Source organism: Geodermatophilus ruber (assembly GCF_900114385.1).
In the GTDB taxonomy this organism is placed as follows: domain Bacteria; phylum Actinomycetota; class Actinomycetes; order Mycobacteriales; family Geodermatophilaceae; genus Geodermatophilus; species Geodermatophilus ruber.
On sequence record NZ_FOSW01000005.1, the window covers coordinates 283,375 to 298,115 of the forward strand.

The window sequence follows — 14,741 nt, forward strand, 5'->3', positions numbered from 1 at the left end:
CCGTGCTCGAGGTGGGCAAGGCCGGCTCGGCCGGCGTCGAGAAGGGCGTGCTGCCCGTGCTGCGCGGCGGCGCGGTGGTCGCGACCGTCCGCGCGTCGAACTGGAAGGAGGCGGCCACGGCCGTCGTCGGGGACCGCGAGTGGCTCTTCGCCAACCGGAAGCGGGAGCTGACCGCCCGCTGGGCGGTCGACCCGGAGGAGTCGGTCCGCCTGCGGGCGCGGCAGACCTCCTTCTGGAAGGGCACCTGGGAGGTCGACCTCGGGGGGGCGCCCCTGCGGCGCGAGACCGTCTCCTTCTGGAAGGGGACGCACCGGTACTCGACCGAGGGGCGGGTCGTTGCCGAGGTGGGCTCCACCGGCGGCTGGTCGCCGCGGCCGACCCTGAGCGCCGAGGACTCGCTGCCGCTGGAGGCCCGGGTCTTCCTGCTCTGGCTGGAGGTCGTCATCAACCGCCGGAACGCCGCGACGATCTCTGCGGGCGCCGGCGCCGCGGTCATCGTGGGTGGGAGCAGCTGATGGCCGGCCGGGGACGGATCCGGGCCGCCGACATCGCGCTGGTCCGCGAGCGGAGCAAGATCGACGAGATCGTCGGCGAGCACCTGCAGCTCAAGCGCGCCGGTGGCGGCAGCCTCAAGGGGCTGTGTCCTTTTCACGACGAGAAGTCACCTTCTTTCCACGTCACCCCATCGAGAAATCTCTTTCATTGTTTTGGCTGCGGGGTGGGCGGTGACGTCATCTCCTTCATCCAGCAGATCGACCACCTGTCCTTCTCCGAGGCGGTCGAGCTGCTGGCCGGGCGGGCGAACGTCGAGCTGCACTACGAGGACGACGGCGGCCGGCCCACCGGTGCCCCCGACCGCGCGCAGCCCGGGCAGCGGGCCCGCCTGGTGGCGGCCAACACCGCCGCGGCCGCGTTCTACGCCGAGCAGCTGGGCTCGCCCGAGGCCGCGCCGGCCCGCCAGTTCCTCGCCGACCGCGGGTTCGACCGGCAGGTGGCCCTCGACTTCAGCTGCGGTTTCGCCCCCGGCGGCTGGGACGTGCTGACCCGGCACCTGCGCGCCAAGGGCTACACCCAGGCCGAGCTGGTCACCGCCGGGCTGGCCAAGGAGTCCTCCCGCGGGACGCTGATCGACCGGTTCCACCGCCGGCTGGTCTGGCCGATCCGGGACATCACCGGCGACGTCATCGGCTTCGGTGCGCGCAAGCTCATGGACGACGACCCGGGGCCCAAGTACCTCAACACCCCGGAGACGCCGCTCTACAAGAAGAGCACCGTCCTCTACGGCATCGAGCGGGCCAAGCGGGACATCGCCCGCCGGCACCAGGCGGTGGTGGTCGAGGGCTACACCGACGTCATGGCCTGCCACCTGGCCGGGGTGACCACCGCGGTGGCCTCCTGCGGGACGGCGTTCGGCCCCGAGCACATCAGCGTGCTGCGCCGGTTGCTCATGGACCAGGACGAGTTCCGCGGCGAGGTGATCTACACCTTCGACGGGGACGCCGCCGGCCAGGCCGCCGCGATGAAGACCTTCGCCGAGGACCAGCGCTTCGTCGGCCAGACGTTCGTCGCCGTCGAGCCCGACGGCCGGGACCCGTGCGAGCTGCGCCAGGCGCACGGCGACGCCGCCGTCCGCGACCTGGTCGCCCGGCGGACCCCGCTGATCGCCTTCGTGCTGAAGACGACGCTGGCCGGCTACGACCTCGACACCGTCGAGGGCCGGGTGGCGGCGCTGGAGAAGACCGCGCCGCTGGTCGCGCAGATCAAGGACCACGCGCTGCGCCCGGCCTACGCCCGCCAGCTGGCCGGGATGATCGGCAACACCGACGAGGCCGAGGTGCTCCAGCGGGTCCGCCGGATGACGGGGGAGGGGGCGACGCCGCAGCGGGGCCGCGTCCGGACGCCGAAGCGGTCGCCGGACGACATCGCGGTCGCCGTGGAGCGCGAGGCGATCAAGGCCGCGCTGCAGGTGCCCGAGCTGGCCGGGCCCTCGTTCGACGCCATCCCCGTGGCGGCCTACACCGATCCGGACTACGCGGCGGTGGCGGCCGCGGTCGCCACCGCCGGGGGAGCGGCCGCCACCCGGGTCACCGGCCCGGCCTGGCTGGACGAGGTGGCCGCCGGCTGCACCCGGGACAGCGCCCGCGCGCTGCTGACCGCGCTGGCGGTGGAGCCCATGCAGTCGGTGGGGGAGGCCGACGGCGGGTACGTGAACGCCGTGCTGGCCCGGCTGGAGGAGATGCACACCGTCCGCCAGGTGGCCGCGCTCAAGGGCCGGCTGCAGCGGATGAACCCGGTCGAGGCCGGGGACGCCTACATGAAGGCGTTCAGCGACCTCATGGCCCTCGAGCAGCAGGCGATCTCGCTGCGCAAGCGGGCGATGGGCGGGCTGGGCGAGTGAGTCTCGCCGAGCGGCTGCGCCGGCGGTTCACCCGCCCCCCGGAGGCGGTGCGCGCGGTCGTTGCGGCCTCGACGGACCCCGACGAGCGGGTGCTCGCCTGGGGCGTGCTGGTGCGGGACGAGGGCTGGCTGGTCGCCACCTCCCGCGGGCTCCGGCGGGTGCCGACAGGCCTACCGCTCGACCGCGCCGGGACGGTCGAGGTGCTCCACTGGCACGAGGTGGGCTCGGCCCGCTGGACGGCGACCGGCGAGGGCGGCGGCCGGTTCGAGGTGACGGCGCTGACCGAGGTGGAGCCCGGCGTCCAGGCGCGCCTGCCCGTGGAGCGCCACGCGCTCGCCGAGGCGGGGGACCTGCCGGCCGTCGTCCGCCGGCGGGTGAACCAGACGGTGGTCGCCAGCCACCGCGCCCCCCTCCCCGGCAGGGGCGGGGTGGTGCTGGTCGCGCGGCGAGTGCCCGGTCAGGCCGAGCGGGAGTGGGCGGTCGTGTTCGACGACGACGCCGACCGCAGCGACCCGGTCGCCCGGGAGGCCGCCCGGCAGAAGCTGGCCGACGCCGTCGCCGCCGAGCGGCCGAGCTGAGTCAGCGGGGCGTCTCGTTGCCCATGCGGGTCTTCACCGAGTGCACCACGGCGTCGGCGCGGGCCTGGGCCATCCCGGCCAGCCCCTGCAGCTGCGGGTTCTCCTTGGCCTGGCCCCACGCGCGGCGGATCTGCTCGTAGCGCTCGCGGCCGGCCTTGGACCCGAGCACGTATCCGGCACCGAAGCCGGCGAGGAAGGACAGCTTCGCCACGGGGAACCTCCAGCGCGATCCGGGGAACGGACGATCACGGTAACCGTGGCGGTGTGTGACGCGCGACGCCAGGCACCCTCCGCGGTGCCGCGGACGGCGTGGGGTACCCTCGTCCAGGCGAGCGGGTCACCCCGCCGGTCCCCCGTAGCTCAATTGGCAGAGCATGCGACTGTTAATCGCAGGGTTATTGGTTCGAGTCCAATCGGGGGAGCAACACCGCAGGTCGGCGGCCTGCCTTGGCGTTAGCGCGGCTAACTGGCCCCATTTTGTCCCCACTTCTCGTTATCTGGTCGGCCCTTGATCCCCGGGGCTGAAGGCCGAGAGCTACGAGGACGTTCCGCTGCTCGACCTCGTCGCGGCCTGCGACGCCCAGGACAAGCGGGCAGAGGCCGACGCCTATGTCGCCCGCATCCTGGCCAACCACGACGCCGAGGTGGAAGAAGATCTGCCGCCCCGGACAGCGGAGATCTTGTTCAGACGGCACTGGACCGATCGACCCGGATGACCTCGATCGCCGTGCGACCACCGCTCTGTGGCGGACATGCCGCTTCAGCAGCGCCCCTGCCTCGGTGAACTGCACCGCCGCGCATTGAGAGCGCTGCGCCCGGCCCACAGGGCCGTCACGACGCACAACCGCTCCCGACTCCGATCGGGGTCGTCCTCACCATGACCGACCGCAGCAGGCGGTCGAAGGCACTACGAGGAGGCTTCACGACCAGGGCCGCCACGACCTCGCGGACGTCCCTCTCCGTCTGGCTGCGTGCCGGGACGAACCGACGGTCGGGCGCGACCGCCGACCGCGTTCACGATGCCCCGCGGGGGTGTGGGATGGCGGGTGGCGACTCACCCCGCCGGGGAGCTGTCGTTTCGGTCCCGGCCGGTGGCCGCCGACGGGCATGGGCCTGCCGGATGACGGCCTTGCCCGCCTCCCAGAGCAGCAGCAGCGCCACGGCCGGCACCAGCGCCCAGCCGAACTGGGCCAGGGTGATCGGAGTCGTGTCCAGCAGCCTGTTGAAGACGTCCATCTGGGTGACGAGGACCGCGAGCACGAACTCGCCGAGCAGCGTCCAGTTCATCTGCTTGCTGTCGAACGTGGCCGTGGTCAGCACGGACTGGGTCTCGCTGCGGCACTCGAGGGCGGCCACGATGAGCATCAGCGAGAAGGATGTGAACGCCACGGACCGGGCCACCTCGAGGCTGCCGAACCTCTCGGTGCCGACCGAGAGCAGCAGGAGCAGGCCGACGGTGATCAGCAGGCCGATGAGGCCGACGGTGACGATGAGCCGCGGCGTCAGCAGGGACTGCCCGCGGGGTCGCGGGCGGGTGCGCATGAGCCCGGGGGTCTCCTGGTCGAAGCCGAGCGCCAGGCCGAAGGCCGCGTTGACGAAGAAGTGGATCCACAGGACCTGGGCGGGTGTGAACGGCTCCCCGGCCGCGATGTTGAACAGACTGGCGCCGAGGAACGTGAGCACGAAGGCGACGAGCAGGATCAGCACGAAGCGGATGTACTTGGTCAGGTTGTCGTAGATCTTCCGGCCCTGTTCGACGGCGAAGACGATCGTCGCGAAGTCGTCGTCCGAGAGGACCATCCGGCCGGCGTTCTTCGCGACGTCGGTCCCGCTGCCCATGGCGATCCCGATGTCCGCCGCGTGGATGGCCGGTGCGTCGTTGACCCCGTCGCCGGTCATCGCGACGACGTCGCCCTTCTTCTTCAGGGTGTCGACGAGCAGCACCTTGTGCTCGGGCGCCACGCGGCCCACCACGCCGATGCGGTCGATGCGGGCCAGTCGCTCGTCCTCCGGCAGCGCGGCGAACTCCTCGCCCAGGATGGACTCGCCGGGGATGCCGAGCTGGTCGGCGATCGCGGCGCCGGTGACGACGTCGTCGCCGGTCACCATGCGGACCCGGATGTGGGCGGCCTGGGCGCTGGCGACGGCGGCCTTGGACTCCGCCCGCGGCGGGTCCACCATCCCGACCAGGCTGGTCATCTGCAGGTCGGTGACGTACTGCAGCAGGTCGCCCTGAGGATCGAACCCGGCCGCGTCCAGGTCGCGCACGGCCGAGGCCATGACACGTCGTCCGGCGCGTCCCATCCGCTCCACGTGCGCCTGCGCCCGCTCCTGCAGGCCGGTGTCCCAGGGGACGGAGCCGCCGCCGCCGGCGAGGGCGGTGGCCGCCCGGGACATCACGGCCGGCGCGGCGCCCTTCACGAAACACCGGACGACCGGCCGACCGTCGGCGCCGGTGACCGCGTGGAACGTCGCCATGAGCTTGTACGTCGGGTCGAACGGCAGGGTGGCCAGCCGGGGGAGCCGGTCGCGCGTGGCGTCGATGTCGAGGCCGGCCTTGTGCGCCAGCACGAGCAGGGCACCCTCGGTGGGGTCACCGACGACCCGTCCGTCCACGAGTTGCGCGTCACTGGCGGCGACGTAGGGCAGGATCGCGTCCTCGATGGAGGGCGACGTCCCTGCGGCGTGGTGGACCCGACCGTCCAGGGAGTAGCCGGTGCCGGAGACGGTGTACCGGTCACCCGGGTCGATGACCTCGACGACCGTCATCTGGTTCATCGTCAGCGTGCCGGTCTTGTCCGAGTTGATCGCGGACGTGAACCCCAGCGTCTCGACGGACGGCAGTTCCTTGACGATCGCGTTGCGCTTGGCCAGGTCCACACCGCCGAGGGACAGGATCATCTGGGTCACCGTCGGCAGCGCCTCGGGGACCGCGGCGATCGCCAGGGTCACCGCACTGACGAACAAGACGTCCCAGGCCTCGCCCCGGGAGCGGCCGAGCACGATCATCACGATCATCGTGAGACCGGCGGCGGCCCCGATCCAGAGCGTCAGCCGGTCGAGTTCGGCGGTGAGCGGCGTCTTCTCCCGGCCCTTGGCCGTCAGCATCGCCGCGATCTTCCCGAGCTCGGTGTCCGCGCCGGTGCCGGTGACGATCATGGTCCCGCTGCCGTGCGTCACGGGCGTGTTCATGAAGGCCATGTCGGTCTGGTCGCCCGGGCCGAGCCCACGGCCCTCGAGGCTCGGGGCGCCCTTGAGCGCGGGGACGCTCTCCCCGGTCAGCGCCGACTCGTCGATCTGCAGGGAGCTCGCCTCGATGATCCGGCCGTCGGCCGGGACCTGGTCGCCGGCGGCGAGCAGGACGACGTCGCCCACGACCAGTTGCTCGGCGGGGATCTCGGCGTCCTGGCCGTCGCGGCGGACCCGGGCCGTCGGCTTCATCATCGACTTCAGCGCGTTCATCGCGCTCTCGGCCTTGCCCTCCTGGCGCAGCCCGATCACCGCGTTGAGCACGGTCAGCACCACGAGGAGGACGGCGGTGCCCCATTCGGCGATCAGGAGCGAGACCACGGCGGCCGCCACCAGGATGATCTGCATGTAGCTGCGGTACTGCTCGAGGAAGCGGAGCCAGCCCGGCCTCGGCTTCTCCTCGCTGAGCGCGTTCGGGCCGTCGGCGCGCAGCCGTTCCGCCGCTGTCGCTGCCGGCAGGCCGGCGGCCGGGGTCACCCCCAGGGCGTCCGCGACCGCGGCAGGTGACCGCGAGTACCACTCGACGTCGCTCGTCGTCGAGCCCACGAGGGAGTGCCCGGTGCTCACCGTCGCCTCCGATCCCACACCCCTCAGCGGGGCTTCGCCCTGGTGCCGGTTCCCGCGTCGCTCCTCGAGCGGTTGCCCTTGCTGCTGCCCTTGCCCTTGCCCTTGGTCTTGCCGTGGCCGTTCGTCCGGTGGTGCCCGTGCCCGTCGTGCGAGGGGGCGAAGGGATCCGGCGCGGCACCGCCGGGGGCCTGGGCCTCGAGCTCCCGCTTCGCGTCGGCGAGGTCGCGCAGCGCGTCCGCGTCGACCGTCGGGTACTGCGGGTCGATGTCGATCAGCGCCTGGGCCAGGACGGCGCCGGCGCAGATGCGGGCGAACCACTTGCGATCGGCGGGGATGACGTACCACGGGGCCTTCTCGGTGCTGGTCGCCGACAGCATCTGGGAGAAGGCGTGCTGGTAATCGTCCCACCGCCGCCGTTCGCGGGCGTCGGCGGCGGAGAACTTCCAGTTGCGCTCGGGCACGTCGATGCGCTTGAGGAAGCGGACCCGCTGCTCCTCCTTGGACAGGTTGAGGAAGAGCTTCACCACCGTGATCCCGTTGTCGACCAGGTAGCGCTCCCAGTCGTTGATCTCCCGGTAGCGGCGGTCCCAGATGCCGTCGCCGATCGCGTCCAGTCGTTGGCGGGCCAGTGCTTCGGGGTGCACCCGGACCACGAGGACCTCCTCGTAGTGCGACCGGTTGAAGATGCCGATCTCCCCACGGGCGGGCAGGCGGGCGGCGTAGCGCCACAGGTAGTCGTGGGCGAGTTCCGCGGCGGAGGGGACCTTGAAGCTGCTGACGCGCACCCCTTGCGGGTTCACCCCGCTCATGACGTGGCGGATGGTCCCGTCCTTGCCACCCGCGTCGAGGGACTGCAGGCACATGAGCACCCCGTGGCTGTTCTCGGCGGCGAGCCGTCTCTGGTAGTCGGCCAGCAGGGCGATGCCCGCGTTCAGCAGTTCGACGCCGTCCTTCTTCTTGCGCAACTGGTCGGACCGGTAGCCGGGATCGAAGTCCCGGCTCAGGTCGACCGCGCTCCCGGGCCGCACCCGCAGCGGCTCGATGAAGTCCGCGATGCGCTGCCTGCGCTCGTCGGTCACCTCCACCACAGCCATTCCTCCGAACTGATGCCGTGCGATCCGCGCAGTTCCCGAAGGGCCGCCACCTGCGCACTCGCGGCCGCCCCGGGCCAGGTTGTCGCTGACCCGCCGGGTCGACATCCCCCCCTCAGGGTGAGTCGGGAGGGCTCGTGCCCGGCCCTCACGCAGCCGGTGCGCGTGCTGGGTCACGTGAGATCAGCCGGGCGAGGCCCTATAGGTGGCTCAGACACGGACTGGAAAGGCATGCCCGGTCGTGGCCTTCTGGCCGTACGTCACTAGGTCGCTGGTGCGACCGGCCGCGCCCGGCCGGCTCCGGTTCGCTTCCAGCCGACGTCCAGCGCGACGCTGAGCACGAGGATCCCGAGCAGCGTGATGACCGACGCCGGCTCGTGGATCAGCGTGGTGAGCACGAACGTCACGAGCACCACCGCGGACGAGGCGATGGCGGCGGACAGGACGAGGGCATTCGCGCCGGTCTCCGTGCGGACGCGGAAGTGCGCCGCGGTGATGAAGGTGAAGATCAGCAACGCGACCGCGCTGCCGATCGAGGCGATGGCGTCCAGGTTGAAGAAGACGGCCAGCAGCACGCACGCCGCCGCTTCGACCAGCAGGCCCACGGACGCCCGGCCGCCGAGCCGTCGCGCCATGAGGCCGGGGAACTGCCCCGTCTCCGCCAGCCGCTCGGACAGCCCCGCCGCCGGGTACAGCCCGGCGTTGGTGGCCCCGGCGGTGGCGAACAAGGCCGTGATCGCCATCAGCGTGTAGCCGGCGTCGCCGAGCGAGGGCTGCGCGGCGACGGCCAGCGCGGTGCCGCCCGAGTCGATCACCTTCTCGACGGTCAGCGTGCCGAAGACACCCAGCGCGATGGCGACGTAGATGACGGTCGCGATGGTGAGCGCCAGGAACATCGCCCTGGGCAGTTGACGCGACGGGTTCGACAGGTCCTTCGCCGTGAAGGTGATGATGCCGAAGCCGAGGAAGGCGAAGAACGTCAGCGCGACGCTGGAGACGATGTCCTGCAGCGGTGGGTAGCCCGAGAAGGCCAGCAACGACGGGTCCATGTTGACGAGCGTCACCACGGCGAAGACGACGAGGATCCCGATGACCACGTAGACGACCACGGTCTGTGCCCTGGCGACCAGATTCGATCCGACGATGTTCACGGCGGTCATCGCGACGATGACCAGCACGGCGAAGAACTTGACCCAGGCCGCGCTCTCGTCGGTGAAGACGGCGCTGGCGTAGCTGCCGAACGACACGGCGACCATGGCGGTCACGATGGCGTTGGCCGAGTAGGTCAGCCACGCGGTGACGCCGGTGACGTGTCCGTCGCCGAAGCCCTTGGCCACGTACTCGATGAGTCCGCCTGCCGACGGGAACCGCGCGCCGAGCTTGGCGAACGAGTAGCCCTGCAACGCGGCGATCACGCCCGCGATCAGGAAGGACAACCAGACTGCCGCGCCGGCCACCTCTCCGGCCGCGCCGAGCAGGGCGAAGATCCCGGCGCCCACCATCGCCCCCACGCCGATGAACGCGGCCTGCCGCACCGTGAGGTACTTCGTCTCAGGCGATGTCATGACCTCCGCCCTCCCGCTCGACGCGCTGCCGCGCCGTTCACCGGTACGCCGGCACCGGTGGTGGCGGCGTCAGGTGCTTGCGCTGTGACAGGTAGACCGGGCCCCCGAGCAGCAGCGCGCCTGCGGCCAGCAGGAAGGGGGCCCAGTAGATCAACGGGTCGTTGCCGGTGTTGCGCGAGTACCAGATGAACAGGATCGAGAAGACCAAGGAGAGCCCGGCGACGACCGTGTCGCGCACGAACCGAGGCGTGTCCAGCGTCCGGTGATCGGCCAGGCGCCACTTCAGCTGCGCCAGCGCCGAGAACCCGTACGGGATGGCTGCGGTGATGCCGGTCATCAGGACGAGCGTCGTGAATACCGTGGCGCCGCCGGAGCCGAGGTAGTTGACGGCCATGGCGACCGACGCGAGCAGCGTGGACGCGATGATGCCGAACGCCGGCACACCGTTCCTCGAGAGGCGCTTGAACGCAGGCGGGAAGAGCCCGTCCTTCGCCGCGGCCAGCGGCATCTCCGCGCAGATCATGGTCCAGCCGTTGAGCGCCCCGAGGCCGGAGATGATGACGGCGATGGCGAGGACGTTGCCGGCCCAGGTGCCGCCGAACATGGCGTTGGCGACGTCCGAGAACGGCGCGCTCGCCTCGGCCAGCTGCGAGCTCGGCAGGACGCCGAACACGACCGTGAGCGACAGCATGTAGACCACCGCGGTGGCGATCGTGCCCAGGATCGTCGCCCGCGGGACGTTGCGGTCGGGGTCGCGCACCTTCGCCGCGGCCACGGCGGCGCACTCGACCCCGAGATAGCTGAACAGGGCGATCGCCATGCCCCCGCCGATCGCCGCGATCGTGCTCTGGCCGCTGACGTTCCACGGCGTGAAGTTGGCGGACTGGATGAAGAACAGTCCGACGATCGAGACGAAGGCGAGCACCGCGAACTTGATGATCGTGGTGATCACCTGGACAGAGCCCATGTTCTTGACGCCGGAGAGGTTGACGGCGGCCGGTATCCACAGGCCGACCAGCACCAGGAGCACGGAGATGAGCCGGTCGTGGTCCTTGTTGATGAAGTGCTCGACGTAGAGCACCCAGCCGACCGCGATGGCCGCGTTGCCGGCCCAGGCCGTGATCCAGTACGACCAGGCGTTCGCGAACCCGAGCGGGTTGCCGAACGCGACCCGCGCGTACGCGTAGGGACCGCCGTCCGACGGCAGCCGGCGCGACAGGGCCGCGAACAGCAACGCCAGCGCGAGCGCCCCGACGGTTGTCAGCGCCATCGAGACCAGCGTGATGGGCCCGTACGCGGCCAGGGACGTCGGCAGGTTGAAGACCCCGACCCCGATGATGCTCCCGACGATGAGCGCCATGGCGGCCGGGAGGCCGAACTGCTGGACGCTCTCCCGGGCAGGGGCTTCCGCTGCGGAACCGGCGTCTTCCCGCGGGGTGTCGACTCGATCGGTCATGGCCGACCCCTTCGTGGTAGCGGTGCCGGGCAGTCCCGTGACTGGCCGGCACCGCGAGGTCGTCAGGCGAGGGTGGCGACGAGGACCGCCTTGATGGTGTGCAGTCGGTTCTCTGCCTGGTCGAAGACGATGCTGGCTGCCGACTCGAAGACCTCGTTCGTGACCTCGAGACCAGAGCTCATGCCGGTGTGGCCCATGATCTCGGCGCCGACGACCGTGTTGGAGTCGTGGAAGGCGGGCAGGCAGTGCATGAACTTGACCGCCGGGTTCCCCGTCTTCTCCAGCAGGTCGGCGTTCACCTGATAGGGAGCCAGCAGCCCGACCCGGTCGGTCCAGACGTCCTTGGCCTCGCCCATGGAGACCCAGACGTCGGTGTGCACGAAGTCGACGCCCGCGACGGCGTCCGCGGGGTCGTCGGTCAGCGTGACGCGGGCACCGGTCCGGCCGGCGATCTCCTCGGCGAGCTGGACGACGTCCTTGGGCGGGTACAGCGCGGTCGGCCCGGTGAGCCGGACGTCGCTGCCCATCAGCGCGCCCATCACCAGCAGCGACCGGCCCATGTTGAAACGGCAGTCCCCGACGTAGGCGTACGCGAGCCGGTCGTAGGGCTTGTTGCTGGCCTCGTGCATGGTGAGGAAGTCGGCCAGCATCTGGGTGGGATGCCACTCGTTGGTCAGCCCGTTGTACACCGGCACGCCGGCGTGCGCCGCGAGGGCCTCGACGTCGTCCTGCTCGTTGCCACGGAACTCGATCGCGTCGTACATGCGGCCGAGGACGGCGGCGGTGTCGGCGATCGACTCCTTGTGTCCCAGCTGGGAGCCGGACGGGTCGAGGTAGGTCACGTGCGCGCCTTGGTCGTAGGCGGCGACCTCGAACGCGGAGCGGGTCCGGGTCGACGTCTTCTCGAAGATCAGCGCGATCTCCTTGCCGTCGAGACGCTTGACCTCGGTGCCGGCGTACTTGGCCAGCTTCAGCGCCTCGGCGAGGCGCAGCAGGTAGCGCAGCTCCCCGGGCTCGAAGTCGATCTCTTTGAGGAAGCTGCGGTTCTTCAGGTTGAACGCCATGCGGAGCTCCCGGTCGGCTCAGACAGCGGGGTCGCGCTGCACGGGACAGGTCATGCAGTGGCCGCCACCGCGACCACGCCCCAGCTCGAAGCCCTCGATCGTGAGAACCTCGATGCCGGCCTCGCGCAGGGCGGCATTGGTGCTGGTGTTGCGCTCGTAGGCGACGACGACGCCGGGCTCGAGGGCGACGACGTTGTTGCCGTCGTCCCACTGCTCGCGCTCGGCCCCGAACGCGTCCCCGCCGGTCTCGATGACCCGCATCTCTCCGATCCCGAGGGCGGTCGCCATGAGCTGGGGCAGCGACCCGTGCGCCTCCTCGACCACGAGGTCGTCGGGGGCGTCACCGGGCCGGATCGTCCAGATGCGGGCCCCGGAGACCACGGGTGGGTAGGCGGTGACCAGGTCCCGGTCGCACATCGTGATGACCGTGTCGAGGTGCATGTAGCTGCGGGACTTCGGCAGGAGCACCGCCAGCACCACGCCGGCCGACCCCGACCGGAACAGCGAGCGGGCGATCCACAACACCGCCTGCGGGGTGGTCCGCTCCCCCATGCCGATCATGACCGCGCCGTTGCCGATGGGCTGCACGTCGCCGCCCTCGACGTGACTGCGTCCCCAGTCCTCGTCCGCACCACCGAGCCAGATCGGGAACTTCTCGCTGCTGAACATGGGGTGGAAGCGGTAGATCGTCTCCACGATCATCGTCTCCGGCTTGCGAGCCGGCTTGGTCATCGGGTTGAGCGTGACGCCGTCGTAGATCCAGCACGAGGGGTCGCGCTGGAAGATGAAGTTGGGCAAGGGCGGTAGGAGCATGGTGGTGGACGTGCTCGACTGCCACACCAGCCCGAGGTCCCGGGCCACGTCGGCCTTGGTGATCCCCCCGATGAGGAAGTCCGCCACCAGTGCCGGCTCGGCCTCGTCGACCCACTCACGAGCCCGGGCCGAGGCGCCGACACCGACCTCGCGCTCGTTCAGGATGTGGCGGCAGACCCAGTCCTTGGCGTCGGGCTCCGCTAGCGCCTCAGCGAGCAGCCGCTCGGCCTCGTACACCTCGACCCCGCGCTCCCGCATGACCGCGCAGAAGGCGTCGTGTTCCGACTTCGCCCGATCCACCCACAGCACGTCGTCGAAGAGCAGCTCCTCGGCGTTCGACGGGGTCAACCGGGTGTGCTCCAGACCGGGGCGATGGACCATCACCTTCCGCAGCCTGCCGACCTCAGAGTGCACGCCGAACGCCATTGCCGATCACCTCGCACTGCGGCCTTCGTCCCGGCACAACACCGGTCGCGTCGAAGAGTTTCGCCGGGTCACCGCGGAGGTTGCTCATCTCCTTCGGATGAACCGCACTGCTGCCGAATGTCCCTACCGTCTGCCAATCGAGCCTTGAAAGCGGCGATGCAGGGGGCAGCTGTGCGAATCGTCATCGCACTGGGCGGCAACGCGCTGCTGCGCCGCTCCGACCCTATGACCACCGAGGTGCAGCGCCGCAACGTGCGGATCGCAGCAGAGGCGATCGCCCCGCTCGCCGGCGAGCACAGCATCGTCGTCGTCCACGGCAACGGGCCGCAGGTGGGCTTGCTGTCACTACAGGCCGAGGCCTACCGGGGCGTCGAGCCCTACCCGCTGGACGTCCTCGACGCCGGCACCGAGGGCATGATCGGGTATCTGATCCAGCAGGAGCTCAGGACCCGGCTGCCCCCGGAGCGTCAGGTGGTCACTCTGCTCACGATGATCGTCGTGGATCCGGCCGACCCCGCATTCGCGGCTCCCACCAAGTTCGTCGGTCCTACGTATCTCCAGGATGCGGCCGAAGCGCTGGCGTCGGAGAAGGGCTGGACGGTCCGGCAGGACGGCCGGGCCTGGCGTCGGGTCGTGCCCTCGCCGGAACCCAATCGGGTCCTGGAGATCGAGCCGATCACCTGGCTCCTGGACCGAGGGACCGTGGTCATCTGTGCCGGCGGAGGGGGCATCCCCACGACCTACTCCACGTCCGAACCGGGTGATTTGATCGGTGTGGAGGCGGTGATCGACAAGGACCTCGCCAGCGAGCTGGTGGCCCGTGACGTGGGTGCCGACCTGTTCGTCATGGCGACCGACGTCGACGGTGTTTACGTCGACTGGGGCACACCGGGGCAGCGGCGCCTGGACACGGTGACGATTGAGGAGCTGTCCCGCTACGAGTTCGCAGCGGGGTCCATGGGTCCGAAGGTCGGTGCCGCAACCCGATTCGTGACGAAGACCGGTCGGCGCGCCGCGATCGGTGCACTCTCCGACATCACGCGGATCGTCGCGGGTGACGCCGGCACCAACGTCGTGGCGGACGGCCCGTCTGCTCAGCACTTGGTCGCAGGTTCGGTCCATGCCGGGCGCGATCGGTGACCCGACCAGGGGATAAGCGACCACTCGCGGCACAGGGACTAGACGAGTAAGTCCGAACTCGATCAGTGGTCGTAGGCGATCAGGGATCGGGTGATCGGCTGGCCGGTGGCGCGGTTGTGCCAGATCGCGGCGGTCAAGGCCAGGATCCGTTGAGCGACGCGGGTAGCCACGCCGGTGAGCGTGCGTGCGCCGTGCAGTTCCAGGTCCAGCTGGCCTTTGAGGGTGTCGTAGACGGACTCGATGAGCTGCCGGATCGGCGCCAGCAGGCCCTGGCCGGGCCGGGGTGCGCGGTGGCGCAGGGACGGGCGCAGCAGATCGGCGCCGCGCCGGTGCAGGTAGTCGTCGAGTTCGGCGGAGATGTAGCCCTTGTCGGCGATGAGCAGCAGCCCCGGCC

11 protein-coding genes, 1 tRNA gene and 1 pseudogene are annotated in these 14,741 nt (G+C 70.6%); 5 read left to right on the forward strand and 8 right to left on the reverse strand.

Translation table 11 applies throughout. The annotated features are described in order from the left end of the window. Positions 1 to 2: 2 nt before the first annotated feature. The 3 genes from BMZ50_RS10915 to BMZ50_RS10925 are packed head-to-tail and all read left to right on the forward strand — an operon-like array spanning position 3 to position 2,976. Positions 3 to 515 (forward strand): hypothetical protein, encoded by a 513-nt coding sequence (locus tag BMZ50_RS10915; protein WP_091324124.1) that lies wholly within the window; start codon positions 3 to 5, stop codon positions 513 to 515. Further along, on the forward strand, positions 515 to 2,398 hold the full coding sequence (gene dnaG / locus BMZ50_RS10920) for a DNA primase (protein ID WP_091324127.1): 1,884 nt from the start codon (positions 515 to 517) through the stop codon (positions 2,396 to 2,398). Before BMZ50_RS10915 ends, dnaG begins: the two co-directional genes overlap by 1 nt. Continuing rightward, complete coding sequence (locus BMZ50_RS10925) at positions 2,395 to 2,976, forward strand: hypothetical protein (RefSeq protein WP_091324129.1); 582 nt, start codon at positions 2,395 to 2,397, stop codon at positions 2,974 to 2,976. Before dnaG ends, BMZ50_RS10925 begins: the two co-directional genes overlap by 4 nt. A gap of 1 nt (position 2,977) precedes the next feature. On the opposite strand, the gene BMZ50_RS10930 is transcribed toward BMZ50_RS10925, so the two are convergent. Next, positions 2,978 to 3,187, reverse strand: a complete 210-nt coding sequence (locus BMZ50_RS10930; RefSeq protein WP_091324132.1) for a hypothetical protein — start codon at positions 3,185 to 3,187, stop codon at positions 2,978 to 2,980. A gap of 138 nt (positions 3,188 to 3,325) precedes the next feature. On the opposite strand from BMZ50_RS10930, the gene BMZ50_RS10935 reads away from it, so the two are divergent. Beyond that, a tRNA-Asn gene (locus BMZ50_RS10935) sits at positions 3,326 to 3,398 on the forward strand. Positions 3,399 to 3,990: 592 nt separating this feature from the next. Here BMZ50_RS10935 and BMZ50_RS10945 read toward each other — a convergent pair. The 6 genes from BMZ50_RS10945 to BMZ50_RS10970 all read right to left on the reverse strand — a co-directional run bounded on the left by BMZ50_RS10945 (position 3,991) and on the right by BMZ50_RS10970 (position 13,207). After that, complete coding sequence (locus BMZ50_RS10945; protein ID WP_091324134.1) at positions 3,991 to 6,792, reverse strand: cation-translocating P-type ATPase; 2,802 nt, start codon at positions 6,790 to 6,792, stop codon at positions 3,991 to 3,993. A 23-nt stretch (positions 6,793 to 6,815) separates the two neighbouring features. Next, positions 6,816 to 7,880 (reverse strand): polyphosphate kinase 2 family protein, encoded by a 1,065-nt coding sequence (locus tag BMZ50_RS10950; protein WP_218146202.1) that lies wholly within the window; start codon positions 7,878 to 7,880, stop codon positions 6,816 to 6,818. A 266-nt stretch (positions 7,881 to 8,146) separates the two neighbouring features. Next, a complete protein-coding gene (locus BMZ50_RS10955; protein WP_091324136.1) occupies positions 8,147 to 9,448 on the reverse strand; it encodes an APC family permease in 1,302 nt (433 codons plus the stop codon). A 37-nt stretch (positions 9,449 to 9,485) separates the two neighbouring features. Continuing rightward, positions 9,486 to 10,904 carry an APC family permease gene (locus BMZ50_RS10960; RefSeq protein WP_091324138.1) on the reverse strand — a complete coding sequence of 473 codons (1,419 nt, stop codon included), beginning with the start codon at positions 10,902 to 10,904 and terminating at the stop codon, positions 9,486 to 9,488. A 62-nt stretch (positions 10,905 to 10,966) separates the two neighbouring features. Further along, positions 10,967 to 11,968 carry an ornithine carbamoyltransferase gene (gene argF / locus BMZ50_RS10965; protein WP_091324141.1) on the reverse strand — a complete coding sequence of 334 codons (1,002 nt, stop codon included), beginning with the start codon at positions 11,966 to 11,968 and terminating at the stop codon, positions 10,967 to 10,969. Between the two features lie 18 nt (positions 11,969 to 11,986). Continuing rightward, positions 11,987 to 13,207, reverse strand: a complete 1,221-nt coding sequence (locus BMZ50_RS10970) for an arginine deiminase (RefSeq protein WP_091324143.1) — start codon at positions 13,205 to 13,207, stop codon at positions 11,987 to 11,989. Positions 13,208 to 13,378: 171 nt separating this feature from the next. On the opposite strand from BMZ50_RS10970, the gene arcC reads away from it, so the two are divergent. Further along, the gene (gene arcC, locus BMZ50_RS10975; RefSeq protein WP_091324145.1) at positions 13,379 to 14,347 is read left to right on the forward strand and encodes a carbamate kinase; all 969 of its coding nucleotides are present in this window, start codon (positions 13,379 to 13,381) and stop codon (positions 14,345 to 14,347) included. 62 nt (positions 14,348 to 14,409) lie between these two features. Here arcC and BMZ50_RS10980 read toward each other — a convergent pair. Beyond that, positions 14,410 to 14,741 (reverse strand): annotated as a pseudogene (locus tag BMZ50_RS10980) (IS982 family transposase); the annotation flags it as partial.

Excerpts from the sequence above, each read along its gene's own strand:
- dnaG (WP_091324127.1), top strand. The coding sequence starts at position 515 with ATGGCCGGCCGGGGACGGATCCGGGCCGCCGACATCGCGCTGGTCCGC.
- BMZ50_RS10955 (WP_091324136.1), bottom strand. The coding sequence starts at position 9,448 with ATGACATCGCCTGAGACGAAGTACCTCACGGTGCGGCAGGCCGCGTTC.
- BMZ50_RS10960 (WP_091324138.1), bottom strand. The coding sequence starts at position 10,904 with ATGACCGATCGAGTCGACACCCCGCGGGAAGACGCCGGTTCCGCAGCG.
- argF (WP_091324141.1), bottom strand. The coding sequence starts at position 11,968 with ATGGCGTTCAACCTGAAGAACCGCAGCTTCCTCAAAGAGATCGACTTC.
- BMZ50_RS10970 (WP_091324143.1), bottom strand. The coding sequence starts at position 13,207 with ATGGCGTTCGGCGTGCACTCTGAGGTCGGCAGGCTGCGGAAGGTGATG.